Genomic DNA, 26,063 nt, shown 5'->3' on the forward strand with positions numbered 1-26,063 from the left:
TAACACGGGAGTTACCGTCCCCTCACCAGGGCCGGCGGCCGCGGTGAGGGGCGCCGGTGTGCGAGGATCGCCGGGTGTCCGCCACCAGCCGCCCGACCGCCCCGCATGTCCGCGCCGCCCGCACCGTCACCACCCCCGGCACGGGCCGCGTCGGCCGGCCGCGCGCCCAGGGCCCCTCGGCGAGCGGCCTCCCCCCGCGCGAACAGGTGCTCGCCGCGGCCGCCGAACTCTTCACCCGCAACGGCTACGCCGCCACCACCACCCGCGCCGTTGCCGAACGCGCCGGGATGCGGCAGGCCTCGATGTACCACTACTTCGCGGGCAAGGAGGACATCCTCGCCACCCTGCTGGAGAGCACCGTCGAACCCTCGCTGGCCTTCGCCACCGCGCTGCTCGCCGACCCGGACGCCGACCCCGCGCCCCGGTTGTGGGCGCTGGCCGCCCGCGACTGCGAACTGCTCTTCGGCGGCCTCTACAACCTCGGCGCGCTCTACCAGCTGCCCGAGGTCCGCGGCGAGCGGTTCGCCGGCTTCCGCGGCGCCCGCGAGGCACTGAAGGCGGCGTACGGGCGGCTGCTCGCCCTGCTCGACCCCGGCACGGACGCGGCGCTGCGCACCGACCTGCTGTTCGGCCTGGTGGAGGGCGGGGTGGCGGTGGCCCGGGAGCGCGGCGGCCGCTCGGCCAAGCCGGTGGCCCGGGCCGTCGCGGACGCCGCGCTGCGCTTCGCCGGCTGCGGCCCGGAGCGCGCGGAAGCCGCCCGCCGGGAGGGCGAGCGGCTCCTGTGAGCGCGGGTCCGCTGCGCCGCCGTCAGCGGCGGCGCAGCCGGTAGGCGGCACCCGCCGCGACCGCGCCGACGAGCACCAGCACCGCGAACCACCGCAGGTACCAGTGGCCGCCGTCCGGGTCGTACACCGAGGCGCGCGGCCAGGCCAGGTTGACCGTCATCGCCACCCCGTACAGCAGGGCGAGCACGTTCACCGGCAGCCCCCAGCGGCCGAGCGTGAACAGCGGCCGGCCGGTCTCGTCCGCGTCCGGCCCGCCCTCGCCGAGCGGCAGCCGGCGCACCCGGCGGACCAGCATCGCGCCGACCACCAGCGCGTACGCGGCGTAGACCAGCACGATGCAGGTCGCCGAGAGCGCCAGGAAGGCGGCCGGCGAGGCCAGGTTCAGCAGCAGGAAGGCCACCGCCGGGACGCCCACGGCGAGCGCCGCCCACCGGGGCATGCCGCTGGCGGGTGCGACCTCGGCCAGCCGGCGGGCGCCGGGCAGGGCGCCGTCCCGGGCCATCGAGAAGACCATCCGGGTGCCGGCGGTCTGCATCGCGAGGGTGCCGACGCAGACCGCGACCGCCACGTCGGCCAGCAGCACCCGGCCCAGCCCGTCGCCGAGACTGCTGGTCAGCACGTACGAGAGCCCCTCGGTGGCGAGCCGGCCGTCGGTCAGGCTGGGGGCGGCCAGCACGCCGCCGAGCAGCAGCAGGCCGCCGCTGACCCCGGCGGCGGCCAGTGCGGTGAGGATGGTCCGCGGCGCGGTGCGGCGCGGGGCGACCGTCTCCTCGGAGAGCTCGCCGGCGCTGTCGAAGCCGATCATCACGTACGCCGCGGTGAACGCCCCGACCAGCAGCGTCCAGGCGCCGCCGCCGGTCGGCGCGGTGTGCAGCACCGCGCCCACCGGCTGCTCGGTGTGGGTGAACAACAGCACCAGGATCAGTGCGATGCCGGCGAGTTCGGCCGTCACCCCGACGCCGTTGACCAGCGACAGCACCCGGTTGTCCACCGCGTTCACCAGGGTGGTCAGGGCGATCAGCGCGGTGCCCAGCAGCACCGCGTTGGCCGCGCCGCTCGCGGTGGTCGGCGAGGGGTCGCCGCCGACCAGCTGGAACCCCGGCCACAGCGCCGGCAGCACCACCTGCAGGGCGAGCGCCGCGGCGGTGACCACGACCACCTGGCCGAGCACCATCAGCCAGCCGGTGAACCAGCCGTACAGCGGGTTCGCCAGCCGGGTCGCCCACTGGTAGATCGCTCCGGAGATCGGGTGGCGGGCCGCGAGTTCGGCGAAGCAGGCGGCCACCGCCAGTTGGCCGGCGAGCACCGCCGGCCAGGTCCAGACGAAGGCCGGGCCGGCCGCGCCGTAGCCGAAGGCGAAGAGCTGGAAGACCGTGGTCAGCACCGAGATGAACGAGAAGCCGGCCGCGAAGGAGCCGAACCGGCCGATGGTGCGGTGGAGTTGCTGTGGGTAGGGGAGCGCGCCGGCGGACGGCGGACCGGTGGCACCGGCGGGAGCGAGCGACGTGCTGGTGGTCATGGGGCACCGGCCTTCCGCAGGCGTTTTCTGTCGGGTGACAGAAATTAGGGCCGGTCGGATTCCCGTGCGTTGCCCGCCTGTTGCCGCGAGGTTGCCGTGTGCTCACCGGAGTCGGGACGGTGTCCGTGACGCCGTCGGGCGGGCTCGGCGGCGGTGCCGCCGCGGTGCGAGGGCCGGATCGGGCGGGGCGCCGAGGACCGGCGCCCCGCCCGGGGCCGGAACCGCCGGCCCGTCAGCCCGCCAGGGTGCCCATCCACTCCTCGATGCCCGCGACCGTGCGCGGCAGCGCCGCCGACATCAGCCGGGCGCCGTCCGCGGTGACCACCAGGTCGTCCTCGATCCGGATGCCGATGCCGCGCAGCTCCGGCGGCAGGGTCTCGTCGTCCGGCTGCAGGTAGAGGCCCGGCTCGACGGTGAGCACGTGGCCCTCCTCCAGCCGGCCGTCCAGATAGGTCTCGGCGCGCGCCCGGCCGCAGTCGTGCACGTCCAGGCCCAGCATGTGGCCACTGCTGCACAGCGTGTACCGGCGGTGCAGCCCGCTCTCGGCCCGCAGCGACTCCTCGGCGGACACCTTCAGCACGCCCCACTCCGCCAGCCCCTCGGCGATCACCGTCATCGCCGCCCGGTGGAAGTCGCGGAAGCTCGCGCCCGGCCGGACGGCCGCGATGCCGGCCTCCTGCGCGGCCAGCACCAGCTCGTAGACGTCCCGCTGGGCGCTGGTGAACCGGCCGCTCAGCGGCAGGGTGCGGGTGATGTCCGCGGTGTAGAGGCTGTCGGTCTCCACACCGGCGTCGAGCAGCAGCAGCCGCGACGGGTCGAGCGGCCCGTCGTTGCGGATCCAGTGCAGCACGCAGGCGTGCGCGCCCGAGGCGACGATCGTCTCGTACCCGGTGCCGTTGCCCTCCAGCCGGGCCCGCCGCTCGAAGGTGCCCTCCAGCCAGCGCTCGCCGCGGTGGTGCCGCAGGGCCTCGGGCAGTGCGCGGACGACGTCCTCGAAGCCGGCCGTGGTGTGGTCCACCGCGAGCTGGAGCTGGCCGACCTCCCAGGCGTCCTTCACCAGGCGCAGCTCGGACAGCACGGCGGCGAGCCGGTCGTCCCCGGCCGTGCGGGCCGCGGCCGGACGGCCGGTCAGCGCGTCCACCGCCGGGTCCACCCCGGCCAGCACCCGGGCCCCGGGGCCGACGGACTTCGCGAGCGCGTCCAGGTGGACGGTGCGGATGCCGGTCAGCTGCTCGGTCTCGTCGAGGTCCGGCCGCCGCCCGACCCAGAACTCGCCGTAGCGGCGGTCCCGGTAGAACTCGGAGCCGCCGCCGCGCGGCGAACGCGGTCGGACGTGCAGCACCGCCTCGCCGTCCGGCTCGATCACCAGCACGTGGCCCACCTGCTCCTCGCCGGTGAGCCCGGTGAGCCAGGCGTACGCGCTGTGCGGCCGGAAGCGGAAGTCGCAGTCGTTGCTGCGGACCTTCAGCTGCCCGGCGGGCACCACCAGGCGCTCGCCGGGGAAGGCCGCGGCCAGGGCGGCGCGGCGGGCCGGCGTCACCCCGTGGGCGGCGACCCGCTCCGAGGCGGGCAACGGGCTGGGTGCCCAGGCGGTGCCCATGAAGGCGTCCAGGGCGAGGGAGACGGGAAGGTCGTGGCTGCCGGTGTTCGGCGGGGCGGGGACGGCGGGCGTGCTCGCGGCGTCGGTGGTCACGGCGTCGGCTTTCACGGCGTCGGTGGTCACGGCGGGCTGGCTCTCCTTCGGGGCGCGGGGTGGGTGGCCTCAGGGCATGTGCAATTTCACATTGCCATGTTATGTGTGACACCTCAGTATCGGCCAGGGGTCGGCCCCGCCACTTTCGCCGGACGCACCGGCGGGCCGGGGGATCACCCCCGGCCCGCTGCCCGTTGTGCTGCTGTCAGACCTCCAGCTCGGCCTCGATGCGCTTGAGCTGATGGCGGGCCATCGCCAGGTTGGAACGCTGCTTGTCGATGGCGAGGTAGAGGAACAGACCCTTCCCGGAGCGGCTGGTGAGCGGCCGGATCAGGTGGTACTGCGACGACAGGGTGATCAGGATGTCCTCGATCGCCTCCTTGAGGTTCAGCATCTCGATCGCCCGGACCTTGGCCCGGACCACGTCGGTGTTGCCGGCCGCGGCGACGTTCAGGTCGAGCTCCGGGCCGCCGCCGATGGTGCCGAGGGCCATGCCGCTGTTGTAGTCGACGAGGGCAACGCCGATGGCGCCCTCGATCGAGCTCATCGCGTCCTTGAGTGCGTGCTCCGTGCTGGCCATGGTGGTTCCTTCCAGGAGGTGGATCGACGGTGTGTCGGTGATGCTCGGTCAAACGTGGTCAGGGGCGGTCCTGGCGCTCCAGGGCCGCGTCGGCGATCGCGGCGATCCGGCCGCCGGCCCGGCGGGCCTCGAAGTGCAGTCGGCCGACATTGGCGTCCGGCCCGGCGAACAGCGTCAGCACGACGTAGCCGCCGGCCGCGTAGGTCGCCGTGTAGCCGTGTTCGCCCCGGGTGAGCAGCTCGCGGAAACCGCCCTGGCCGCTCGCCTCGATCAACCGGGAACCGACGCCGAGGGCGGCCGCGGTCAGCGCCGCCAGGCCCTCCGGTTCCAGGCCGTTGGTGTCGTGCGCGACCACCAGCCCGTCGGTGGTGGCGACCAGCCCGCCGGTCAGGTGCGGCACGGTGGCGCGCAGCCCGCGCAGTTCGTTGAGCACCTCCGGCTCTGGCAGGGCCGGTGTCCGCTTCGCCGTGAACTGGCGCAGGGCGCGCTTCATGACGCGGCCCGGAACGGCGTACGGGCGGGTGGGACGCTCACAGTCGGGCCTCCAGGGCGGCTCGGATCCGGAGCAGCAGGGCGATCTCCGGATCTGGCGGGAAGTCGTGCAGCGCCGGCGACGGCAGCAGTACCTCCGGGTGGGCCGGGGGCGGCCCGGCCTGCGGTGGCACTCCGCCCGGCCGTACCGGTGCGGGCGACGGGACGGGTGCGGCCACCGGGCCGGTGGCCGGTCCGGCTGCGACGGCCGGGCCGACCGCGGCGACCGGCGCGGGCCCGTCCCTCACCGCCGGGGTCTCGACGAGCCCGACGGCCGCCAGGTGCCGGATGTCGAGCAGGGTGGTGTAGGCGGACCGGCCGAGCAGCCGGGCGATCTGGGCGGGTGTGCGGTACCCGTCGGCTGCGGCGAGCACCGCCCGCCGCCGGCCGCTGCAGGCGGCGGCCCTGCGGTCGGGGGTCGCCGGTTCGGTGCGGGCGCGGACGGGGGAGACGTCCAGGCCCGCGGCCGGGTGGGTGCGGTCCAGCAGCGCCCGCCGCCGGCCGACCGCGAGGCGCAGCTCGCCGGCGTCGAGCGGCCGGACCAGGGTCAGCCCGGGCCGCACCCCGGGCAGGAAGCCGATCGGGCCGTCGTTCTGCGGCAGCGCGAAGAACGCCGCGTCCAGGACGGCGGTGAGGTGGCAGAGCTCCAGTTCGCCGCGGCCGATCGCACCGGCGGCGACCAGGTGCTCGGCCGCGTTGCCGGTTCCACGGGTCGCGGCCATCGCGTCCGCCCAGGTGCGGGCGGACAGCCGGCCGGCCGAGGTGAGCAGGGTGCCGACGTCCGGGGTGGCCGGGCTCTCGGCGTGCACCACCTCGCCGTCGACCAGGTGGACGGTGCCGGCGGAGCCGTGCAGGGCGCCGGTGGCCCGGTCGGCGGCGAGGTCGGTGAGGGCGGCCTCGAAGACGGTGGCCGGGGCGAAGCCCGAGCGGTGCCTGCGGGGCAGCCTGGTCGTGGGGCGGTGGACGACCGGCAGGGGGGCCGGTGGCAGCATCGGCTGCAGGGTCGGCTGCATCAGGCGAGCACCAGTCCGTCGGCGATGGTGGCGAGCCGCAACCGGGCCATGGCGAGGTTGGCGGTGGCCCGGTCGAGGCGCAGGTAGAGGAAGACGCTGCTGTCGAACGCCGTCTCCACGAAGCGGATCAGGTGGTACGTGCCCGCCGAGGTGACGATGACGTCCTCGGCCGGGGCGGTTCTCGCGGCGGGGTCGGCGAAGGACGAGGTCTGGGTGATGGCCCTGGCCACCTCCGTGGCGTCGGCCGCCCCGGCGTCGTGGTCACCGCCGGGGCCGGCGCCGGCGGCGCCGAGGGCGAGGCCGCTGGTCCAGTCGACCAGGCTGGCACCGAGAGCCCCGGTGATGGTCATCGCCTCGATCAGGCAGTCGTCGATCCCCGGCAATGGTGTGCACCCCTCCTCAGCGCCCCCGTGACGCGTCCGTGGCCACGCCCTTACTGGCTGTAGCCCCAACGGGGCGTAACGCTACCGCGCCGTGGACGGTGCGGGGGAGGGTTCCGGCACTTTCCTCGGGCATATGCCCGACTCCCGGGGTTTTCCCTGACGAGGGGTCAGAGTCCCTTCTCCTCCTGCGCGTCGGGCAGGTCGCGGAGGCCGGGGATCGGCGACGGCAGCAGCCAGAGGAACGAGGTGAGCGCGCCGATGGCGGCGACCCAGAGCGCCGGCCGCAGGCCGAGCGTGCTGCCGAGCACCCCTCCCAGAAGGGAACCTAGCGGACGGATGCCGTAGTTGACCGCCTGATAGGCGCCGGAGACCCGGGATCGGAGCCGATCCGGGATTACTGCCGCGAAGAGCGAGCCGACTGTGATATCGAGGAGCATCACGCCGATGCCCGAGCCGAAGACCGCGGCCAGCAGCAGCGCGACCACCGGCAGGGTGCCGCCGCGCGCAGCGGGGACGAGCAGCAGCGGCGCCGGGTAGGCGATCAGCCCGAGCACCACGGCCCGGCCGATGCCGATCCGGCGGCTGATCCGGGCGGTCACCGTGGCGCCGATCAGCCCGCCGAGCGCGCCCGCGCTGAGGACGGCGCCGAGCAGGCCCGCGGACAGGCCGAGTTCGGTCGTCGCGTACAGCACGAACAGTGCGGCGATCATGAAGGTGAAGAGGTTCACCGTCGCCGTCCCCAGCAGCGCGGCCCGCATGATCGGGGTGGTGGTGATGAACTTCAGCCCGGCCGAGATGCGGCCGCGGGCCTTGGGTTCGGCGGGCGGCTCGGCCGGCCGGATGCTGCCGAGGGCGACCGCGGAGGCGAGGAAGGACAGTGCGTCGGCGACCAGCGCCAGCGGCGCCGCGAGCAGTTGCACCAGGCCGCCGCCGAGACCGGGCCCGGCCGCCGAGGACATCGCCCGACTGCCGTTGACCAGCGAATTGCCCTCGACGTAGCGCCCGTCCGGGACGACCGCCACGAACAGCGGCGCGTTGCAGACGTCGAACAGCACGGCGAAGGCGCCCATCGCGAAGGCCACCACGAACAGCTGGGTGAGCGTCAGGACGCCCAGCAGGAAGGCGAGCGGCACGGTGAGCAGCAGCACCGCCCGGGCGATGTCGGCGACGATCATCACCCGGCGGCGGTCGGAGCGGCCGTCCGCCCAGGTGCCGGCGTGCAGGGCGAAGAGCAGGCTGGGCAGCCAGCCGGCGGCGGTGAGCAGGCCCATCCGGCCGGCGTCGGCGTGCAGCGTACTGACGGCGACCAGCGGCAGCACGATGGTGGTGATCTGGTCGCCGACGGCCGAGATGGTCTGACCCGTCCAGTACCGGCGGAACTCGGTGATCCGGAGGAGGGCGGGTATCAGCCGCCGTCCGCGGCGGTCGGAGTGGCTGGGCCGGTCGGGGCCGGCGGGCGGCGCGGAGGGGTGCGTGCCGGTGGGCTCGGTCGTGGCGGTCACCGTACCTCCTCCTCGGTGGGGCCCTGCGGGTGGTCGGAATGGCGCGGGCGGTCGGGTGCGGGGGGTTGGCCGCCGGGGGCCGGCAGGTCGACCGGGAGTGCCATCCGGACGACCAGCACCGGGCGGCTGCCGGCCGGACGGTCGGCCCCGGCGCCGAGGCGGTCCAGGTAGGGGCGGGCCAGCTCGTCCATCCGGGCGCCGAGTTCGGTGAGCTCCTCGGCGGTGAGGTGCAGCAGGGTGTCGCCGATTCCGGCGGCGTTGCGCCAGGCCGGTTCCTCCTCCGGCTGGGCCTCCAGCCAGCGGAGGGCGAGGGCGGCGTACCGCTCGACCACCGTGCGCTGGAGGGCACCGGCCGCCCGGGCGGCGGCCGGGTCCGCGGCGGCGGTGTCCCAGCTCGTGAACAGGGCGGTGGCCCGCCACGGCTTCTCCCGGCCGCGCCCGCCGCCCGCCTCCTCCACCAGCCCGTACTTGGCGAGCTGGCGGAGGTGGAAGGAGCAGCTGGCGACGGACTCGCCGATCAGCTCGGCGGCGCGGGTGGCGGTGAGCGGGCCCTCGCGGCGGAGCAGCCCGACCAGCGCCATCCGGGTGGGGTGGGCGTACGCCTTCAGCGCCCGAGGGTCGCTGAGCTGCACGGTGGGTGGCACGTCCGGTGCCGGGTACTCCTCGGTCATGCTTCTAAAGCTATCTTTAGAAAGAAGTCTTTACAAGTAGCCCGGGCTCCTGGCGGGCGGTGCCTCACAGGCGTCCCAGGTAGTCGAGGACGGCCTGCTCCTCGCCCTGGCGTGCGGTGAATGCCACGTAGTTGTCCGGCCGGACCAGCACCAGCGCCGCGCCTTCGATGCCGTAGGCCCGCCGGGCGTGCCCGTCGGTGTCCCGCAGCCCGGCCGGGTCGTCCGCGTCCACCGTCACCGTGCGGACGTGTCCGGGCAGGTCGGCGGAGGGCTGGTGGCCGAAGGCGAGCAGGGTGAACCGGTCGCCCACGAACGTCTCCAGGAGTCGTATCGGGCGGCCCTCGGCGTCGGCGAGGGGGGCGTCCGGTGCACGGTCGCCGGCCTGTAGGGACGTGCCGAGCCCGTCCTCCGCGAGCGGGCTCCAGCGGTACCCCAGCGAGAGGCCGGTGAGGTCGTCGACCCGGACGGCCTCCAGGCCGACGCCCGGCGTGCGGGCGCCCTCCGCCACCGCCGCCATCCCGGCGGTGGAGGTCCGCAAGGTCCAGGCGGCGATCGGCTGTCGCTCCTCCTCGTAGGTGTCGAGCAGGGCCGGCCGGGCGAGGTCGGTCAGGACGTGGCCCAGCTTCCAGCCGAGGTTCCACGCGTCCTGGATGCCGGTGTTCATCCCGAGCCCGCCCGCCGTCGGGTGGACGTGCGCGGCGTCGCCGGCGAGCAGCACCCGGCCGACCCGGTACTGCTCCGCCACCCGCACGTTGACCCGCCAGCTGGAGAGCCAGCCGGCCCCGCGAACCTCGATGGACTCGTCGCCGGTGTGCTCGGCGACGATCCGGCGGAACCCCTCCAGCGAGGGGGCGAGCGCCGTGCCGTCGGGGCCGGTCTCGGGGGTGGCCTGCACCTGCCACCGGCCGTCCTCGTCGCCGAACGGGCAGAGCAGCAGCGCGCCCTGCGGGCCGAACCACTGGTGCCACGCCGTGGGCTCCAGGCCGCCGATCTCCAGGTCACCCACCACCATGGCCGGCTCCGGCTCGCTGTCGCCGGTGAAGGGGATGGCCAGCCGCTTGCGGACGGTGCTGCGCCCGCCGTCGCAGCCGACCAGGTACCGGGCCTCGATCTCCCGTCCGTCGGCGAGCCGGGCGGTGACCCGCTCGCCGTCCTGGGTGAACCCGGCGAGCTCGGTGCCGAACTCGACCGATCCGCCGAGCTCCTCCAGTCGGCCCCGCAGCAGTGCCTCCACCCTGTCCTGCGGCAGGAAGAGCGAGCCGGGGTAGGGGGCGGCCGGGGTGGCCGGCGTCTCCGCCGCCGGGTCGGACTCGGCGACGAAGGCGCCCTCGAAGTAGCGGCGGAACGGCAGGTTGGTCCGGCCGGAGGCGAGCAGGGCGTCGGCCAGGCCGAGGTCGGCGAGCACCTCCAGGCTGCGGGCGTTGAGCGCCTTGCCACGGGAGCCGGAGTGCGGCTCGGGCGCCAGCTCGACCACCCGGACGGCCACGCCCTGGCGGGCCAGCAGGCAGGCCAGCGTCAGGCCGGTCGGCCCGGCGCCCGAGATCAGGACGGACGTCGTCTCGCGGGCGGTGGCGGGCGTGGTCCCGGGCGCGGCGGTGGGCGTGGCGTCGGACATCGCGTCGGACATCGCGTTGGACATGGTGGAACTCCTCCCCTGGGGCCCGGGCTCGGCTTCTGGAAGGCCCGGACAACGTCCATGGAACAGCAACCCGGTAAGAAATGCAACCCGGTAACAAAAGAGTCCGAGTCAGTTCTCCGGGTTAGAATCGCTGCCATGAACGAGCCGCCCGGTCTGCGGACCCTCAAGAAGGAGCGCACCCGGCAGGCGATCGCCGACACGGCGATCGGCCTGTTCCTCGCGCACGGCTTCGACGGGGTCTCGGTGCTCGAGATCGCCGCCGCCGCCGAGGTCTCCAAGCCCACCCTGTTCCGCTACTTCCCGACCAAGGAGGAGCTCGTCCTGCACCGGATCGCCGACCACCTCGGCGAGTCCGGCCGGGTGGTCGCCGCCCGCGGCCCGCAGGAGACCCCGCTGGACGCCCTCCAGCGCCACCAGCTCGACCGGCTCGCCGCCCGGGACGCGGTCACCGGCCTCTGCGCGGATCCCGAGGTCCTCGCCTTCCACCGGCTGGTCTACGGGACGCCCAGCCTCTCCTCCCACCTGCTGGACTGGATCGCCCGTGACACGGAGCTGCTCGCCGAGGCCCTCGGCGGCGAGGGCGAGCTGACGGCCCGGCTGCTCGCCGCCCAGTTCGTCTCGGTCCGGCAGGACCTCACCCGCATCAACTGGCGGCGGCTCTCCGACGGCGTGCCGGAGGCGGACGCCCACCGGCGGGCCGTCGAGGACACCGGCACCGCCTTCGCGCTGCTGCGCACCGGCGCGGCCGGCTTCGGCTACTGAGCCGGGGCCGCGCAGGCCTCCGGCCCCGGCCCCCGGCCACCGACCCCCGGACCCTGGCCTCCCGACCTCCCGGTGACAAGCCGACCCCGGCCGGCCGGAACGCCACCGGCCCCCGGCGGAGATCCGCCGGGGGCCGGTGAGCCGGTCGTGCTGTCGCACCGTCAGGCCGGGGTGCGGTCGTGCCGTGGTGCTCCGGTTCTGTGCTGCCGGAGGGCCGGGGTGCGGCCGTCCGGGGCGGTGGTCAGGAGGCCGGGCCGACCCGGACGGTGGTGATCCGGCCGCCCTGGCTCTCCCGGACGACCTCGATCCGGGTGTTGGTGTCCGGGACGGCGACCGCGAGCTGGGGCAGCGCCGGGTCGGTGTAGACCCCGCGGTGGTCGTCGAAGGCCGGGACGGCCGGCTCGGCGCCGATCCGGACGGCTTCGCCCGCCTTGTGCAGGGTGAAGGCGGTGGTGCCCTTCAGCGAGAAGACCGCGTCGTAGGTCTGGGCCCGCCCGTTCACGGGGGTGCCGTCCTTGAAGCGGATCGCGCCCGGGTGCGCGTCCACCGGCAGGATCAGCCCGGCGCCGGGGTGGTCCTTGGTGTTGTTGTCGGAGTAGGCGGTGTCCCAGAGCCAGACCAGCACGCCCTCCTGGTAGGGGTAGGTGTCGATCACCCCGGCCTTGCCGGCCACCCCGGTCCACCCGAAGTTGTACGGCCCGGTCCGCAGGTAGGCGCCGTAGCCCGCGTACCGCCGGTTCTCGACCAGGTAGGCCCGCGGGTGCTCGCGCACCGCCGCGCGGCCCTGCACGACGGAGAAGCCGGTGGCCGTCCAGCCGGGGTCGCCGCCGTGCTCGGCGCCGTCCGCGAGGAGTTCGGTCCCGTCCGCGGTGATCCGGACGGCGTCGACCAGCGCGCCCTTGCCGTGCGTGTTGGAGTCCGAGGTGGTGTGGAAGCGCAGCTCCGCGCTGCTGCCGACGAGTCCGTCCAGCGGGACGTGCAGCTTCCGCCAGCCGCCGGAAGCGCCGCTGAGGCCGGGGGTGCCGGCCGGGGTGGCGGGGACGGGTGCGCCGTCGACGGCGCCGGGCAGCGGCCGCCAGGTCTTCCCGCCGTCGGTGGAGGCCTCGACGGTGAGGAAGTCGTAGTCCTGCTCCAGGTCGTACCAGGCCGCTGCGTCCAGGGCGGCGGGGCCCGTCCGGCCGGCGAGGTCGACGGTGCGGGTGAGCGTGCTGTCGAGGTTGTCCCCGGTGTCGCTCCACCACTGGGCGCCGCCCTCGTACGGGTCGGCGAGGTCGGTGGTGGTGCGGCCCGGCGGCAGGTGCACCAGGACGGCCTGGGCCTGGTCGGTGTTGTAGCCGCTCACCCCGAGGGCGTGGCTGGAGCGGGTGGCGGCCTGCGCCTCGTCGTAGTTCAGCCAGCCGAGCTGGAGGCGGCTCCAGGCGTCGAGGTCGCCCGGGTACTCGCCGGTGGTGTTCTTCCGGCCGGTGCCCAGGTAGGAGCCGGAGGACATCAGCGACCAGAAGTTGACGGAGTTGTCGCCGCCGGTCAGCGGATAGAGGTCGGGCAGGCCGAGGTTGTGGCCGTACTCGTGGGAGAAGAGGCCCACGCCGCTGTTCTCGCCAGCCTGCAGGTAGTCGTAGACGTAGAGGCCGCTGTCGCCGACCGGAACGCCGCCGATCCGGTCGCCGGCCGGCCCGGTGCTGCCGGTCGGGTCGGGGAAGGCCCAACTGCGGTGCGCCCACAGCGCGTCGGTGCCCTGGGCGCCGCCGCCCCAGGTTTCGTCGACGCCGGCGTGCACCACGATCACGTTGTCGAGGTAGCCGTCAGGCTGGTCGAAGTCGCCGTCCTTGTCGTGGTCGTAGCGGTCGTGGACGTCGTACCGGGCGAGTTCGGCCTTCACGTCGGCCGGGGTGCGGCCCTTGGCGATCTCGCCGTCGTACCAGGCCTTCACGGCGTCCCGGACGAACTCCTGGGTCTGCGTCCAGGCGCCGCTGCCCTGCGGGCCCTTGTTGCTGCCGTACCGGGCCTCGTTCCAGGGGACGGTCACCCAGTCGCTGACGGTGCCGTCGATGTCGTACCGGCCGGAGGACTGGGTGCGGTAGTAGTTGCGGACGGAGTTGGCGCCGGGCGTCGCGTCGAAGAACATCCGGCGGTAGTAGTCCCGGTCGAAGTCGGCCTTCCAGAAGGTGTGGGTGTCGCTCGCGTCGGGCCGGGGGATGGCGTTGTGGCGCGGGCCGGGGGCGCCGCCGTAGCGGGGCTGGCCGTTCCACTGGCTGGTGGAGTCCACCTGGTCGCCGAACTGGGCGAGGATCACGAAGACCTTGTCGCGGCGCTCCACGCCGAGCTGGACGTAGTCGTCGCCGATCCGGACCTTCGAGGGTGCACGGTGGTCGGGGGTGCGGGCGACGGTGCCGCGGTTGAGCCGTTCCAGCGCCTCGGCGCGCAGGGCCTGGCGCCGGCGTTCCTGCGGGACGGGGTCGGGCTGCGGGCCCTCGGTCCCGGGGGCGGCTTCGGCGGCGAGCCGCGGACCTGCGGGTAACGGCGCGGCCGCGGCGCCGGGTATGCCGACGACGAGGGCGCCGAGGGCGAGCACGGCCGCGAGGGCCGTGGAGGGTGTGCGCTTCAACGGGGACCGGTCCTTCCGGGCGGGAGTGGTCGGATGAGCGCGGGTAATATTTCACATGTCATCGGTCACATGGAAGACGTGTGAACGTGCGTCATCGATCCCCCGCCCGGCGGACGGTGGTCGTCGAGGTGCATGGGAGAGGAGGGGTGTGCGCGGCCGTCGGGCCGTCAGTCGGAGGCCCTGAGCTCCGCGAGCAGCACGCCCTGGTCCTGGATGAGCTCCGTCAGGATGCGGCGGGCCGCGCGGAGCAGGTCGGCGACATCGGCGCCGGCCAGTGCGTAGACGACGGTGGAACCCTCCCGGGTGGCCGTCACCAGCCCGGCCCGGCGCAGCTGGCCGAGCTGTTGGGAGAGGCTGGACGGCTCGATGTCGATGTCCGCGAGCAGCTCACGGACGGGCGTGGGGCCGGCCTGCAGCAGCTCCAGCACCCGGATGCGGACGGGATGGCCGAGCATCCGGAAGAACTCCGCCTTGGCCTGGTACAGCGGTACGGGCACGCGGCCCCCTCTCCGGCTCCGGGTCGATGCGGCCGCGGGTGGGCTCAGACCTCAAGGTTGGCCTCGATCCGCCGCAGCTGGTGGCGGGCCATGGCGAGGTTGGAGCGGCTACGGGCGAGCGCCAGGTAGAGGAAGAGGCCGCGGCCGCCGGAGGTGGTGAGCGGCCTGATCAGGTGGTACTGGCTGCTGAGCGTGATCAGGATGTCCTCGATCTCGTTGTCGTGCAGGTTGAGCATCTCCATCGTCCGCATCTTGGCCCGGACGAGGTCGGTGTTGCCGGCGGCGGCCACGTTGAGGTCGAGCTCGGCGGAGTCGCCGAGCGTCCCGAGGGCCATGCCGCTGCCGTAGTCGACCAGGGCGACGCCGATCGCGCCCTCGATCGTCATGGCCTCCTTGAGCGCGGTCTCCGGGTTCGCCATCGTCTTCCTCCTGCTGTCGCGGTCCCCGCACCGTTCGGGCGGGTTCGGCAACGACTGTAGGGAGACGGTCGGGAATCTTCGCTGGATGACCGGAATCGATCGCGGATGAGTGATCGGCGGTCATTTGACGTCGATTCGGCGACGACTTGAAGACATTTGCAACTAAGGATGTGATTGAACTGCCAGTCCGGGGCTCGCCTTCGAACACATCTGCGACCCGTCGCAGCGGCCCGACCGCACCCCGTGACCACCCGCCGCGGCGGTCCGCGAGGGACCCGGAAAAGGGTGCTATCGATGTCGGCCACGCCGGGTAACCTCTGGGCGAGATGCTCGATCACACCCACCACACCAGCTGCGCCCCGGCCGGACGGACAGTCCGGACGGCCCCGCAGCCGCAGGCGTCGCCGTCTGCGCACCCGTCCGGCCCGCACGGGCAGCACTCCCACGGGAAGAGAAGGTGACGCCGATGAACGCCCCCCTGCCCGAGGAGCAGCTCAGTCCCGCCGAGGCCTACGCGGCCTCCCGCCGCCGCGCCGCCGAACAGGCCACCGCGCTGTACGGCTTCCAGCAGCTCTACGACTTCCCGCTCGACCCCTTCCAGATCGAGGCCTGCCGGGCCCTGGAGGCCGGCGAGGGCGTCCTGGTCGCCGCGCCGACCGGATCCGGCAAGACCATCGTCGGCGAGTTCGCCGTCCACCTGGCCCTGGCGAGCGGCCGCAAGTGCTTCTACACCACGCCGATCAAGGCGCTCTCCAACCAGAAGTTCGGCGACCTGGTCAAGCGCTACGGCGCCGACAAGGTCGGCCTGCTCACCGGTGACAACAGCGTCAACGGCGACGCGCCGGTGGTCGTCATGACCACCGAGGTGCTCCGCAACATGCTCTACGCGGGCTCCAGCTCCCTCAACGGCCTCGGCTACGTGGTGATGGACGAGGTGCACTACCTGGCCGACCGCTTCCGCGGCGCCGTCTGGGAGGAGGTCATCATCCACCTCCCCGAGTCCGTGGTGCTGGCCTCGCTCTCCGCCACCGTCTCCAACGCCGAGGAGTTCGGAGACTGGCTGGACACCGTGCGCGGCGGCACCAGGGTGATCGTCTCCGAGCACCGCCCCGTGCCGCTGTGGCAGCACGTCATGGCGGGCAACCGGATGTACGACCTGTTCGCCAACCCGGACCGCGACGGCCGCCCCAAGGACGCCCCGCGCAACCCCGCCAAGGCGGTCAACCCCGAGCTCGTCCGGCTCGCCCGTTCCGAGCTGGACCGCGGCGGCCGGGACCGCTTCGCCAAGGGCCGCGGCCGCTCCATGCCCGCCGGCCGGCCCGGCCGGGTCTGGACCCCGGGCCGGATCGACGTCATCGAACGCCTCGACGCCGAGGGACTGCTGCCCGCCATCACCTTCATCTTCAGCCGGGCCGGCTGCGAGGCCGCCGTCCAGCAGTGCCTCTCCTCGGGCCTGAGACTCAACCGCGACGGCGAGCGCCGTCAGGTCCGCGAGATCGTCGAGCAGCGCTGCCAGGACATCCCCGACGAGGACCTGCACGTCCTCGGCTACTTCGAGTGGCTGGACGGCCTGGAGCGCGGCATCGCCGCCCACCACGCCGGCATGCTGCCGCGCTTCAAGGAGGTCGTCGAGGAGCTCTTCGTGAAGGGCCTGGTCAAGGCCGTCTTCGCGACCGAGACCCTCGCCCTCGGCATCAACATGCCCGCCCGCTCGGTGGTCATGGAGAAGCTCGTCAAGTGGAACGGCGAGACCCACGCCGACATCACCCCCGGCGAGTACACCCAGCTCACCGGCCGGGCCGGCCGCCGCGGCATCGACGTCGAGGGCCACGCCGTGGTGCTCTGGCAGCGCGGCCTCGACCCGGAGGCGCTGGCCGGCCTCGCCGGCACCCGCACCTACCCGCTCAGGTCCTCCTTCCGCCCCTCGTACAACATGGCGGTCAACCTGGTCGGGCAGTTCGGCCGGCACCGCTCCCGCGAGCTGCTGGAGACCTCCTTCGCCCAGTTCCAGGCGGACCGCTCGGTGGTCGGCATCGCCCGCCAGGTCCAGCGCAACGAGGAGGGCCTGGAGGGCTACCGCGAGTCGATGACCTGTCACCTCGGCGACTTCGACGAGTACATGGCGCTGCGCCGACAGCTGAAGGACCGTGAGAACGAGCTGGCCCGCGAGGGCACCAGCCAGCGCCGGGCCGCCGCCGTCGAGGCCCTCGAACAGCTCAAGCCCGGCGACGTCATCCACGTGCCCACCGGCAAGTTCGCCGGCCTCGCCCTCGTCCTCGACCCCGGCCTGCCGCCGGTCGCCCGGGGCGGGCGCGGCGGCCCCCGGCACCCCGACTACCAGGACGGACCCCGCCCGGTGGTGCTCACCGCCGAGCGCCAGGTCAAGCGCCTCGCCATGATCGACTTCCCGTACCCGGTCGCCGCCGTCGAGCGCGTGCGGATCCCGAAGTCCTTCAACCCGCGCAGCCCGCAGTCCCGCCGGGACCTCGCCTCCGCGCTGCGCACCAAGGCCGGCCACCTCGAACCCGAGCGGTACCGCCGCGGCCGCGCCGCCGCCGCGGACGACCCGGAGATCACCCGGCTCCGCACCGAGCTGCGCCGGCACCCCTGTCACGGCTGCGACGAGCGCGAGGACCACGCCCGCTGGGCCGAGCGCTACCACCGGCTGCACCGCGACACCGAGCTGCTGGAACGGCGGATGCGCTCGCGCACCCACACCATCGCGCGCACCTTCGACCGGGTCTGCGGCCTGCTCGCCGACCTCGGCTACCTCCAGGGCGACACCGTCACCGACGACGGCAAGCGGCTCGGCCGGCTCTACGGCGAACTCGACCTGCTCGCCTCGGAGTGCATCCGCGAGGGCGTGTGGAAGGGCCTGTCCGCCGCCGAGCTCGCGGCCTGCGCCTCGGCGCTGGTGTACGAGGCCCGGCAGTCCGACGACGCCGTCGCCCCGCGCGTCCCGGAGGGCGCCGCCAAGGAGGCGCTCGGCAAGATGATCCGGATCTGGGGCCACCTCGACGCCCTGGAGGAGCAGCACCGGATCTCCACCGCGGAGGGCGTCGGCCAGCGCGAGCCCGACCTCGGCTTCGCCTGGGTCGCCTGGCGCTGGGCGCTCGGCCACAACCTGGACGCCGTCCTGCGCGACGCCGAGCTGCCGGCCGGCGACTTCGTCCGTTGGACGAAGCAGCTGATCGACGTCCTCGGCCAGATCCAGGACGCCGCCGGCGAGGACACCGACCTGCGGAGCACCGCCCGCAAGGCGGTCGACTCCCTCCGCCGCGGCATCATCGCCTACTCCTCGGTCGGCTAGCGGTCCACCGGCGGTGCCGCCGGATGTGCGGGGCGGTCCCCGCGCGCCCGGCGGCACCGCTCCGCAGCCGCATCAGGACGCGGCGTCCGCCAGCACCGCGACGACGCGTTCGAGCGAGCCGCCGAGGCCCCAGCGTTCGGCGAGCGCCTCCAGGGCCATCGGGTCGAGGGGCTCGGCGGGCAGGGCCGGGTCGAAGGCGGGCAGCGGCACGTCGGTGGCGACCCGGACGACCGTGGGCGCCACGTCGAGGTAGGCGGCGCCCTCCAGGAGGTTCCTCCGCCGGGCGGGGGTGAGCTTGGAGGTCGGGTCGGCGGCCGCGGCGCGCACCCCGGCCAGGTCGCCGTAGCTCCGGATCAGCTGGGCGGCGGTCTTCTCGCCGATCCCCTTGACCCCGGGCAGGCCGTCGCTGGCGTCGCCGCGCAGCGCGGCCATGTCCGCGTACGCGGCCCCGTCGACGCCGTACTTCTCCAGCAGGTGGGCGTCGTCGACGCGTTCGGCCGAGCCGACGCCCTTGACCGGGTAGAGCACGGTGACGCCGCGGGCGTCGTCGACCAGCTGGAAGAGGTCGCGGTCGCCGGTGACGATCTCCACCGGCCCCGCGGCGCGGGTGGCGAGGGTGCCGATGACGTCGTCGGCCTCGTAGCCGGGGGCGCCGACCCGGGCGATGCCGAGGGCGTCGAGCACCTGCTCGATCACCGGCACCTGCGGGGAGAGCGTGTCGGGGATCTCCTCCTCGCCCTCGACCGAGGGCTCGGCGGCCAGCCGGTGCGTCTTGTAGGTGGGGACGAGGTCGACCCGCCACTGCGGGCGCCAGTCGGCGTCCATGCAGGCGACCAGCTGGTCCGGCCGGTGGTCCTGGACGAGGCGGGCGATGAAGTCGAGCAGCCCGCGGACGGCGTTCACCGGCTCGCCCCCGGGGGACTTCAGGGACTCCGGGACACCGAAGTAGGCACGGAAGTAGAGGCTCGCCGTGTCGAGCAGCATCAGGCGCGGTGCGGTCACCCTCCGCATCATGCCGTACCCGTCCGACGGCCGGGGCCGTCAGTGCCGGTGCGGACCGCTGCGGTGCACGGGGCCGTGCGCGTCCGCGCAGTGCTCCTGCCCGTCGGCCGCGGCCTGCCCGTCGGCCTCCGCCGAACGGCCGATCTGCAGCAGCTCCTGCGGTCCCTCCTCGCCGACGTGGTCGACCTGGAGGGTGGCGTGGGCGATCCCGTACTCGTCGCGGACCCGGCGCTGCAGCTCGCGGCGGACGGCGTGGCAGTCCCCGCCGGGGGCGACCAGGATGTGCGCGGACAGTGCCGGCTCGCCGGAGGTGATCTCCCAGATGTGCAGGTCGTGGATCTCCTCGACCAGCGGCACCGCGACCAGCCGGTCCGCCACCGTGTCCGGGTCGACGCCGGCCGGGGCGGCCTCCAGGAAGATCCGGGCGGAGTCGCGGACGAGCCCGGTGCCGGCCCGCAGCATCAGCCCCACCACCACCAGCGAGGCGATCGCGTCCGCCCGGACGAACCCGGTGAGCATCACCACGAGACCGGCGATCGCGGTCGCGATGAAGGCGTAGAGGTCGGTGAGCACGTGCTGGAAGGCGCCCTCGACGTTGAGCGAGCTGCGGTTGGCCCGGGACATGCACCAGGTGGCCGCGAGGTTGACCACGATCCCGACCAGTGCGGTGTACAGCACCAGCGAGCCGTGCACCTGCGGCGGGTCGATCAGCCGGGTGACCGCCTCGTAGCCGAGCCAGGCGGAGAGCACCAGCAGGGTGACGCCGTTCGCCTGGGCGGAGAGGATCTCGGCCCGCTTCAGGCCGTAGGTGTAGCCGCCGCGGGCGGGCCGGGCGGCCAGCCGCATGGCGACCAGGGCGAGCGCGATCGAGGCCGCGTCGGTCAGCATGTGCGCGGCGTCCGAGATCAGCGCCAGCGAGGAGGCCGCCAGGCCGACCACGACCTCGCCCGCCATGAAGACGGTGATCAGCACCAGGGCGGAGACCAGCCAGCGGCGGTCGGCGTCGGCGGACACCCCGTGGCCGTGCGCGTGGCCCTTCCCGCCGTGCCCGTGCCCGTCGTGGGCGCCGTGCCCGTCCGCCGCGCGGTCGTGGTCGCCGTGTTCGTGCAGGGCCGTCCCGTGCGCGCCGCGGTCGTGCTCGTGGTGCTCGCCGGCCATCGGAGTCCTCTCGTGCCCGTGCTGCCCGTGCGGGCGGCGGAAGGCGCCCGCACCCGAAGTGAACCCCAGAACGGACGAAGATCCAAAGCCTGCACTGGTGACCGTTGTCGTTGCCGCGCAGGGCCGTTCGGGCGACGGCGCCGCGATCCCCCGCGCGGCCGGGCCGGGCGCGGGTCAGGCGGTGACGGCGGCCTGGGCGCGCACCTCGGCCGCGGTCCGCACCAGGGCGGTCATCAGCCGCAGGTCGTCGCCCTGCTCGGGGTGCCACTGGACGCCGAGGGTGAACCCGGCGCCCTCGATCGCCTCGACCGTGCCGTCCTCGGCCCATGCGGACACCGACAGCCCCTGGCCGAGGCGGTCGACCGCCTGGTGGTGGTAGGTGGGGACGTCCACCGAGGGGTCCGGCAGCAGCTCGCCGAGCAGGGTGTCGGGCACCGGCCGCACCGCGTGGCGCCCGTAGGTGCCGGGTGCGCCGATGTGGCCGTGGTGGCCGACCACGTCCGGCAGGTGCTGCAGCAGGGTGCCGCCGCGGACCACGTTGAGCAGCTGCATGCCGCGGCAGATCCCGAGCACGGGCAGCTCGGCGGCGAGCGCGGCGCGCAGCAGCGCGGACTCCCAGACGTCCCGCTCGGGCTCGCCGCCGTCGGTCTCGGGGTGGCGGGCGGCGCCGTAGCGGGCGGGGTCGATGTCGGCGCCGCCGGCGATCACCAGTGCGTCGATCCGGGCGACGGCGTCGGCGGCGTGTTCGGCCGCGTCCGGCGGCAGCAGCACGGCGAGCCCGCCGGCTGCCTGCACCACGGACGGGTAGCGCTCGGCCAGCAGGACGGTGCGGATGCTGTCCCAGCGGCCCCAGGCCGCGTCGAGGACGGAGGTGCTGATGCCGATCACGGGCCGAGGAGTCATGGCGGGCATTCTGCCTCCTCACGGGCCGCCGTGGCGCGATCGGGCAGTGCGGCACGCGCCACACCGCCGCCGTCGGCGGTACGACGTACGGTAACCGTGTCGTGTCGGAACGTGCTCGGCGAGTGGCGGAGGTGCCCGATGGCGGGAGCGGAACCGGGGGTACCCCGGAGGTTGGCCGGCCGGGTCGCGGTGGTGACCGGGGTGAGCGGCTTCGCGGGGGAGGCCGGGGCCGCGGTGGCCCGGCGGCTCGCCGCGGAGGGCGCCCGGGTGGTGTGCGCGGACCCGGACGAGAAGGCGGGGCAGTCGGTGGCCCGCTCGGTGGGCGGCCTGTTCGTGCACACCGACCCGCTGGACGAGTACATGGTGGAGGCGCTCTTCGACGAGGCGTACGAGACCCTCGGCGGGGTGGACGCGGTGGTGAACGGCCCGTGCGGCGCGCCGCCCGCCGACGGCCCGGCGCTGGAGGTGCCGCCGGACACCTGGCGGGTCGTCCAGGGCACCCGGCTGACCGCCGTCTTCTTCTGCTGCCGGGCCGCCCTGCCCTACCTGCGGCGGCACGGGCACGGCTCGGTGGTCAACCTGGCCGGTCCGGCGGCCGAGGGCGGGCTGGCCGCCGCGGTCGCCGCGGCCGGGGTCGGTGCGCTCACCCGGGAGCTCGCGGACGCCTTCGGGCCGGAGGGCATCCGCTTCAACGCGCTCGGCGGCGGCGACGCGGAACGGCTCGCCGCCGCGGCGGCCTGGCTCGCGAGCGACGACTCCGCCGGGGTCAACGGCAGCCTGGTCCGATTCTCACCGTAATCTCATCGCGAACAGGGCGTTTCGGCCCTCCTGCTGATATGGCGCTTATCCGCCCGCCCTTAGATTCGATGGCGTGAGCGAGCAGATTCCCGCCGGGTGGTACCCGGATCCGAAGGACACCAGCGACCCCCGGCCCGAGCGCTACTGGGACGGCAAGGGCTGGACGGCGACCACCCGTCCCGCACCCGGTGGCGAGACGCCCGCACCCGGTGCCGAGGCCCCCGGGGCGGCCGCGGACGGCGACGGGCCCACCGTGATCGAGGGCCGTGTCCTGGACGACGGGCCGACGGTGCGCTACCCGGAGATGCCGACGGCCGTCCCCGCTCCGCCGAAGCCCCGCCGGCGCCCCTCGCGCCCGGTGGTCGTGGCGGCGGCCGTGGCCGCGGTGGCCGGCCTCGCGGTCGGCTCCGGCATCACCTACCTGGCCATGGACGACGACGGCGCCCGGGCGTCGGCGGCCCGCCCCTTCGACGGCCGCCACCGCCTCGGCGGCAACGGCTCGGACGGCTTCGGTTTCCCCGGCCTCCCCGGTCAGAACGGCGACCAGGGCGGTGGCCGGGGCGACGGCCAGGGCGGCGGAAACGGCCTCGGCCGCGGCGGCCGGAACGCCACGACCGCCGTCGACGTGGTGAACGGCATCAGTCTGCCGGTGCCCTCCGGCTGGCAGGGCGCCACCACCCCCGACGGCCATGCCGCGCTCTCCATCGGCTCGTACACCTGCCCCGACGGCGAGGGCACCTGCTCGCTCGGTGGCGCCTCCACCGGCACCGTCGAGGGCAGCGACGCCAAGCAGGCCGCCCTCACCGACATCGCCGTCGCGGCCAAGGAGGCCTACGGCGACGTGAAGTCCCACCAGGAGCTGAAGTCGGAGGCGGTCACCGTCGCCGGGCGCAGCGGCTACCTCGTCCGCTGGAAGGTCGACGCCCCGCAGGGCAACGACGGCTACGTGGAGACGGTGGTCTTCCCCGGCGCGAAGGCGGGCAGCCTGGTCGCCGTCCACCTCGGCTTCGACATCGCCGACAAGGCGCCCGACCTCGCCCAGATGGACACCATCGTCAAGGGCATCGCCGCCGCGAAGGCGACCGGCCCCGGCGGCACCTGACGGATCCCCGACCACCCGGCGGGGCGCGCCTCAGAGGAAGGTGCGCCCCTCGCCGCGGTAGGTCGGCACCGTCTCCACCACCCGGTCGCCCTCCATCAGGTGGAGTTCCGCGAAGCGCTCGCAGAGCTCGCCGGCCTTGGCGTGCCGGAACCACACCCGGTCGCCGATCAGCAGGTCGTCGGCGGCCGCGCCGAGCAGCGGCGTCTGCACCTCGCCCGCGCCCTCCTGCGGGTCGTAGCGCAGGCCCTCCGGCAGGTACGGCACGGGGGAGCGGTCACCGCCGGCCGGACCGGAGGCCGGGTAGCCGCCGCCGAGCACCGTCACCACGCCCACCCCGGGCCGGCGGACCACCGGCTGGGCGAACAGCGCCGCGGGCCGCCCCCGGAACGACGCGTAGTTGTCGAACAGCCGGGGCTGGTACAGGCCCGACCCCGCCGCGACCTCGGTGACGGCCGATTCGGCCACCGTCGACTCCACGCTGCCGGTGCCGCCGCCGTTCACGAACTCCAGCTCCGCGACCTGCCGCAGCCGCTGCACCACCGCGGCCCGCCGCTCGGCCAGCTCCGCCCGGGCCCGGGTCTGCATCATCCGCACCAGCTGCGAGCGCAGCGGCCGGCCGGCGACCCGGTCGCCGACGCCGGCGATGTGGCCCTCGTAGGCCATCAGGCCGACCACCTCGAAGCCCGGCCGGTTCTGCACCAGCTCGGCGAAGGCGCCCAGGGCCTCGGGGGTGCGCAGCGGCGAGCGCCGGGCGCCGAAGCGGACCCGTCCGCCCAACAGTTCCAGCGAGGTGTCCAGCTCCAGGCAGACCCGGACGGTCTCCGGGCCCCCGCGGGAGGAGTCGATCAGGTCCAGCTGCGAGGGGTCGTCCAGCAGGACGGTGATCGCCCCGGCGAGCTCGGGATCGTCGGTGAGCTCGCCGAAGCCGGCCCGGTCGGCCGACGGGTAGGCGAGCAGGACGTCGGTGAAGCCCTGGCGGGCCAGCCAGATCGACTCGGCCAGGGTGAAGCTCATGATCCCGGCGAAGCCCTCGGTGGCCAGCACCCGCTCCAGCAGGGCGCGGCAGCGCACCGACTTGCTCGCCACCCGGACCGGCTTGCCGCCGGCCCGGCGCACCAGGTCGGCCGCGTTGGCGTCGAACGCGGCCAGGTCGACGATCGCGAACGGCGCGTCGAGGTGCGCGGTGGCCCGGTCGTACCGGGAGCGGTCCGAGACGGCGCCGGACACGGCGGGGGCGAGGTCGGTGGCCATGGCGGCAGCGTCCCACACGGTGGCTACCGCTGGGTAGAGGCGGCGACCGGGGAGGCGGCCGCTCCGGACGCGGCCGGGGACGCGGTGGGGGAGACCGTCGCGGACGGCGTGGCGGAGGTCAGGCTGTCGGCGGCCGCGGCGGCCACCGACTCCACCAGGGCGATGCCCTCCTCCTCGGTGTCCGAGCCGTCGGTCAGCACCGCCACCAGCAGCTCGCGCCCGTCGTGCACCACCCGGCCGATGCTGTTGACCACCCAGGCCCCTTCCGCCGTCCGCGGCAGCCAGCCGTTCTTGAGGTGCACCGCGCGGTCGTCGTCCGCGGCCGAGACGCCCCAGCGCTGGTCGGCGGCTATCAGCCCCATCAGCTTCCGCAGGTACGCCCGGGACCCATCGCCCAGCACGCCGTCGGTGCCGAACACCAGCCGCAGCAGCCGCAGCTGGTCCTCGGCCGTGGTGGTGGTCAGGCCCCAGTAGCCGTCGGTGCCGGCCGTCGTCCCGGTGAGGCCGAACGCGGCGTTGGCGGCGTCCAGCCCCTCGTCCCCGCCGATCCGGCCGAACAGGTCGGTGGTCGCGTCGTTGTCGCTGTTCTCGATCATCAGTGCGGCCGCGGAGCGCTGGTCGTCGGTCAGCATCCCGCCGGTCCGCCACAGCAGGGCCGCCAGGATGTCGACCTTGACGATGCCGGCGGTGACGAACCGGTCCGTCCCGTACGCGGCGCTCGCGCCGGACGCGGTGTCCAGCACGGCGACCGCCAGGTGGCCGCCGTCGTCCTGCAGCGCGGCGGCGAGCTCCGCGTCCGGGTCGAGCGCGGGGGCCGCCGAGGCCGTGGCCGCCGCCACCGGCACCGTGCCCCCGTCCGAGCGCTCCCGGTGCAGCCACACCCCGGTCGCGGCGAGGGCGAGGAGGACCAGGAGGGCGCCGCGGCGCTGTCGGCGGCGGCGCCTGCGGGCCGCGGTGCGGGTCCGTCGGGCTGAGGTCATGCCGGCGATCCTGGGCGGGGCTCCTCGGGCTCGGGTGAGGCCGGAGTGAGCACCGTCTGAGAAGCCGGAGATGTGGGTGGCATACCCTCGACGGGTGGAGCGCAAGAACATTCCGAACCCCGGTTTCGCCGACGACGACGGCACCGCCGACCCCCGCCTCGTCCGGGCCCTCGACGCCTGGGCGCAGGACCCGTCGCAGGAGCCCGAGCTCCTCGAGGCCCTCACCCCGAGCCGGCTGATGGTGCCGATCGTGGCCCTGCTGGGCGAGGTCGAGACCGACGCGAACGGGCTCAAGCACGAGAAGACCAGCGACATGGCCGTCCCCGTGATCGAGGCCGCCGACGGGCGGCGCGCCCTGCCGGCCTTCACCTCGCTGGAGACCATGGCCCGCTGGCGCGCCGACGCCCGGCCGGCGCCGGTCGCCGCACCGCAGGCCGCGATGGTCGCCTTCTCGGAGCGCGCCGACACCCTGCTGCTCGACCCGGCGGGGCCGGTCACCTACCTGCTGCACGGGGCACGGCTGCGGGCCGTCGCGGAGAACCGGCGGTACGTCCGGCCGGCCGCCGACCCGGACGTGCGCGGGGCGCTGCGGGACCTGCTCGCGGCGGAGCCGGCGGTGGCCCGCGGGTACCTGCGGCCGGACGGCGACGCGGACGCGGTCCTCGCGCTGGTGCCCGCGGCGGGGGCGGGCGAGGAGGAGCTGCGGGCAGCCGTAGACCGGCTGGTCGCGGGTCTCGCCGGGGACGCCATCCTCCGGGTCCGCCTGGACCGCGGCCTCCAGCTCGCCGTGCTCCGCACCGACCTCCCCGAGGAGCCGTTCTACTCCGCGGCGGAGTAGGGCGGATCCACAGCGCGAACCACAGGGGCGCGGGGGGGGGGGGGCGGCGGGGGGGAGGGGGCGGGGCGGCCGCAGCGCGCGCCCGCGGCCGCCCCCCCCCCCGACGCACCGACACGAAAAAC

General features: G+C 74.7%; 23 protein-coding genes. 6 read left to right on the top strand and 17 right to left on the bottom strand.

The features are described 5' to 3' along the window. The first annotated feature begins 74 nt into the window (after positions 1–74). A complete protein-coding gene (locus AB0442_RS27770; RefSeq protein WP_366166184.1) occupies positions 75–785 on the top strand; it encodes a TetR/AcrR family transcriptional regulator in 711 nt (236 codons plus the stop codon). A gap of 22 nt (positions 786–807) precedes the next feature. Here AB0442_RS27770 and AB0442_RS27775 read toward each other — a convergent pair whose 3' ends face one another. From AB0442_RS27775 to AB0442_RS27815, 9 genes are all read right to left on the bottom strand, one after another. Next, the gene (locus tag AB0442_RS27775; RefSeq protein WP_366166186.1) at positions 808–2,304 is read right to left on the bottom strand and encodes an amino acid permease; all 1,497 of its coding nucleotides are present in this window, start codon (positions 2,302–2,304) and stop codon (positions 808–810) included. Between the two features lie 232 nt (positions 2,305–2,536). Continuing rightward, positions 2,537–3,997, bottom strand: coding sequence for an aminopeptidase P family protein (locus tag AB0442_RS27780; RefSeq protein ID WP_366166208.1), 1,461 nt, complete (start codon positions 3,995–3,997; stop codon positions 2,537–2,539). Between the two features lie 205 nt (positions 3,998–4,202). Next, positions 4,203–4,577 carry a hypothetical protein gene (locus tag AB0442_RS27785; RefSeq protein WP_030268696.1) on the bottom strand — a complete coding sequence of 125 codons (375 nt, stop codon included), beginning with the start codon at positions 4,575–4,577 and terminating at the stop codon, positions 4,203–4,205. Between the two features lie 58 nt (positions 4,578–4,635). Continuing rightward, on the bottom strand, positions 4,636–5,070 hold the full coding sequence (locus tag AB0442_RS27790; RefSeq protein ID WP_344621625.1) for a roadblock/LC7 domain-containing protein: 435 nt from the start codon (positions 5,068–5,070) through the stop codon (positions 4,636–4,638). A gap of 37 nt (positions 5,071–5,107) precedes the next feature. Next, positions 5,108–6,121 (bottom strand): transcriptional regulator, encoded by a 1,014-nt coding sequence (locus AB0442_RS27795; RefSeq protein ID WP_344621626.1) that lies wholly within the window; start codon positions 6,119–6,121, stop codon positions 5,108–5,110. Continuing rightward, positions 6,121–6,504 carry a hypothetical protein gene (locus AB0442_RS27800; RefSeq protein ID WP_030268693.1) on the bottom strand — a complete coding sequence of 128 codons (384 nt, stop codon included), beginning with the start codon at positions 6,502–6,504 and terminating at the stop codon, positions 6,121–6,123. Before AB0442_RS27800 ends, AB0442_RS27795 begins: the two co-directional genes overlap by 1 nt. Positions 6,505–6,671: 167 nt before the next feature. Then, positions 6,672–8,006, bottom strand: a complete 1,335-nt coding sequence (locus AB0442_RS27805; RefSeq protein WP_366166188.1) for an MFS transporter — start codon at positions 8,004–8,006, stop codon at positions 6,672–6,674. Continuing rightward, entirely contained in the window at positions 8,003–8,677 is a 675-nt protein-coding gene (locus AB0442_RS27810) for a helix-turn-helix domain-containing protein (protein ID WP_366166189.1), read from the bottom strand. The genes AB0442_RS27805 and AB0442_RS27810 overlap by 4 nt, the downstream gene beginning before the upstream one ends. A gap of 64 nt (positions 8,678–8,741) precedes the next feature. Beyond that, positions 8,742–10,316 (bottom strand): FAD-dependent monooxygenase, encoded by a 1,575-nt coding sequence (locus AB0442_RS27815; RefSeq protein WP_366166191.1) that lies wholly within the window; start codon positions 10,314–10,316, stop codon positions 8,742–8,744. A gap of 135 nt (positions 10,317–10,451) precedes the next feature. Here AB0442_RS27815 and AB0442_RS27820 point away from each other — a divergent pair, with 135 nt between their 5' ends. Then, positions 10,452–11,078, top strand: coding sequence for a TetR family transcriptional regulator (locus AB0442_RS27820; RefSeq protein WP_344621631.1), 627 nt, complete (start codon positions 10,452–10,454; stop codon positions 11,076–11,078). A 241-nt stretch (positions 11,079–11,319) separates the two neighbouring features. Here AB0442_RS27820 and AB0442_RS27825 read toward each other — a convergent pair whose 3' ends face one another. The 3 genes from AB0442_RS27825 to AB0442_RS27835 form a co-directional block, all read right to left on the bottom strand. Beyond that, positions 11,320–13,683: an immune inhibitor A domain-containing protein gene (locus AB0442_RS27825; RefSeq protein ID WP_366166193.1), complete on the bottom strand. Its 2,364-nt coding sequence runs from the start codon at positions 13,681–13,683 to the stop codon at positions 11,320–11,322. Positions 13,684–13,850: 167 nt separating this feature from the next. Beyond that, entirely contained in the window at positions 13,851–14,180 is a 330-nt protein-coding gene (locus AB0442_RS27830; protein ID WP_344621633.1) for a metalloregulator ArsR/SmtB family transcription factor, read from the bottom strand. A gap of 44 nt (positions 14,181–14,224) precedes the next feature. Further along, positions 14,225–14,599 (bottom strand): hypothetical protein, encoded by a 375-nt coding sequence (locus AB0442_RS27835; RefSeq protein WP_363543572.1) that lies wholly within the window; start codon positions 14,597–14,599, stop codon positions 14,225–14,227. 466 nt (positions 14,600–15,065) lie between these two features. On the opposite strand from AB0442_RS27835, the gene AB0442_RS27840 reads away from it, so the two are divergent. Beyond that, entirely contained in the window at positions 15,066–17,909 is a 2,844-nt protein-coding gene (locus AB0442_RS27840; protein WP_366166195.1) for a DEAD/DEAH box helicase, read from the top strand. Between the two features lie 72 nt (positions 17,910–17,981). On the opposite strand, the gene AB0442_RS27845 is transcribed toward AB0442_RS27840, so the two are convergent. From AB0442_RS27845 to AB0442_RS27855, 3 genes are all read right to left on the bottom strand, one after another. Then, entirely contained in the window at positions 17,982–18,893 is a 912-nt protein-coding gene (locus AB0442_RS27845; protein WP_366166209.1) for a 5'-3' exonuclease, read from the bottom strand. 57 nt (positions 18,894–18,950) lie between these two features. Beyond that, entirely contained in the window at positions 18,951–20,069 is a 1,119-nt protein-coding gene (locus AB0442_RS27850) for a cation diffusion facilitator family transporter (protein WP_366166197.1), read from the bottom strand. 174 nt (positions 20,070–20,243) lie between these two features. After that, positions 20,244–20,972, bottom strand: coding sequence for a gamma-glutamyl-gamma-aminobutyrate hydrolase family protein (locus AB0442_RS27855; RefSeq protein WP_366166199.1), 729 nt, complete (start codon positions 20,970–20,972; stop codon positions 20,244–20,246). Between the two features lie 138 nt (positions 20,973–21,110). Here AB0442_RS27855 and AB0442_RS27860 point away from each other — a divergent pair, with 138 nt between their 5' ends. Continuing rightward, a complete protein-coding gene (locus AB0442_RS27860) occupies positions 21,111–21,770 on the top strand; it encodes an SDR family oxidoreductase (protein WP_366166201.1) in 660 nt (219 codons plus the stop codon). Positions 21,771–21,843: 73 nt separating this feature from the next. After that, positions 21,844–22,872, top strand: coding sequence for a DUF2510 domain-containing protein (locus AB0442_RS27865; RefSeq protein ID WP_366166203.1), 1,029 nt, complete (start codon positions 21,844–21,846; stop codon positions 22,870–22,872). Positions 22,873–22,902: 30 nt separating this feature from the next. Here AB0442_RS27865 and AB0442_RS27870 read toward each other — a convergent pair whose 3' ends face one another. Both AB0442_RS27870 and AB0442_RS27875 read right to left on the bottom strand, forming a co-directional pair. Further along, on the bottom strand, positions 22,903–24,099 hold the full coding sequence (locus AB0442_RS27870) for an amino acid deaminase/aldolase (RefSeq protein WP_366166211.1): 1,197 nt from the start codon (positions 24,097–24,099) through the stop codon (positions 22,903–22,905). A 47-nt stretch (positions 24,100–24,146) separates the two neighbouring features. Continuing rightward, positions 24,147–25,103: a serine hydrolase gene (locus AB0442_RS27875; protein WP_366166204.1), complete on the bottom strand. Its 957-nt coding sequence runs from the start codon at positions 25,101–25,103 to the stop codon at positions 24,147–24,149. A gap of 94 nt (positions 25,104–25,197) precedes the next feature. Between AB0442_RS27875 and AB0442_RS27880 the strand changes: the two genes are divergently transcribed. Continuing rightward, entirely contained in the window at positions 25,198–25,941 is a 744-nt protein-coding gene (locus AB0442_RS27880; protein WP_366166206.1) for an SseB family protein, read from the top strand. Positions 25,942–26,063: the final 122 nt, after the last annotated feature.

This window comes from Kitasatospora sp. NPDC085895 (genome assembly GCF_040702125.1).
Lineage (GTDB): Bacteria > Actinomycetota > Actinomycetes > Streptomycetales > Streptomycetaceae > Kitasatospora > Kitasatospora arboriphila.